General features: G+C 65.3%; 1 protein-coding gene and 1 tRNA gene. One reads left to right on the plus strand and one right to left on the minus strand.

The annotated features are described in order from the left end of the window. Positions 1-50: 50 nt before the first annotated feature. Positions 51-127 (plus strand) — tRNA-Met (locus FA743_RS20120). A 2-nt stretch (positions 128-129) separates the two neighbouring features. On the opposite strand, the gene FA743_RS20125 is transcribed toward FA743_RS20120, so the two are convergent. Continuing rightward, positions 130-1,401 carry a recombinase family protein gene (locus tag FA743_RS20125; RefSeq protein WP_281281802.1) on the minus strand — a complete coding sequence of 424 codons (1,272 nt, stop codon included), beginning with the start codon at positions 1,399-1,401 and terminating at the stop codon, positions 130-132. Positions 1,402-1,439 lie beyond the last annotated feature (38 nt).

Consider the following 1,439-nt stretch of genomic DNA (forward strand, 5'->3'; position numbering starts at 1 on the left):
AACGCAACATCTCTCTAAACGACATAAACACCCCAACAGGACATCCTTGGCGCGGGGTAGAGCAGCCCGGTAGCTCGTCAGGCTCATAACCTGAAGGTCATAGGTTCAAATCCTATCCCCGCAACCACCTCAACCGAACTCCCATTCAGCCCGCTTTCCAGCGGGCTTTTTGCTGTTCGGCCCTGAGCCAGACCCACCATTGCAGACAGCGCGCCTTCCAGCTCCAGCTTGATGCCCTCCGGGGGGCACGTGCACCGTCACCACCTCGATCAGCCCGCGGATGGTCTCCAGCGCGGGCGTGCGGATCTCGGGATCGGACAGGGTCGCGGCCAGCGCCGCCACCTTGCGGCGATACATCTCCGACAGGTTCGGATGCAGCCGCACAGGCGAGGGGGCAGGGGCCGACAGAGCAGCCTCGATCTCCGCCAGCCGCGCTTCAAGTTCCTCCAGCTTGCCCTTCAGGCCAGCCGTCCGCAGGCCCTCCGCGATCGCGTCGTAGAGACCCTCCAGCTTGCGGGTGATCGCGGCGCGTTCCATTTGCAGTGTGGCGACGTTGGCAGATGCGTTGCCGTTGCGGGCATTCATCTCTTCACCCACCGTCTTGATGAACTGCGCGACCGCCTCGGGCTGCATCAGCCGGGTCTGCAAAAGCTGCAGAGCCGCGTTCTCCAGCACCCCGCGGCGCATCGACGTTCGTTGTGTGCAGGTGCCCAGCTTGCGGGCTGCAGAACAGGCCACGTAGTCGCGCCCGACCGCCGTGAAACCGCCCCCGCACGTGCCGCAACGCAAGAGCCCGGTCAGCAGGTGGATTTGGCGCTTCTGTTCCCAAAAGCGGGTCTCCTTGATGGCCATGACCCGTGGGTCGGCGTCGATCTCGCCTTGCCGTGCCTTGACCCGGTCCCAGAGATCCTGGTCGATGATCCGTATTGCGGGCACGTCGGTGATGATCAGCGCTTCGGGCGGGTTCAGCCGCGACACGCGGCGACCCGAGGCCGGGTCCTTGACGTAGCGCAGCCGGTTCCAGACCAGGCGGCCGATATAGAGTTCGTTGTTCAGCAAGCCGGTGCCCCGGATGCGGTGTCCTCGGATGGCGGTGTCGCGCCACAGAAGGCCCCGGGGTCCGGTAATCCCCTCCGTGTTCAGGCGCTGCGCGATGGCCTTGGGTGAGCGTCCCTCGGCAAACTCGGCAAACACCCGGCGGATGACCTCGGCCTCGTCCGGGTTGATCGTCCGCTCGCCTGTTACGGGCTCGCCCTTGCCGTCCAGGCGCTCGTCGATTGCCTCGATCGCGCTGATCTCCCCCTTTTCCAATCGGCTGAGGGTCTGATCCAGTGTCTCAAGGGCGCGAGCCATGTGCAGGCTGACCATGCTCTGGCGGATGCGTTCGGTGACGGGGATCATGGGCGGCCCTCCTGTGCATTCGCCAGCCGCCGCCCGAC

It is taken from the genome of Paracoccus gahaiensis (assembly GCF_005048225.1).
GTDB classification, from domain to species: Bacteria; Pseudomonadota; Alphaproteobacteria; order Rhodobacterales; family Rhodobacteraceae; genus Paracoccus; species Paracoccus gahaiensis.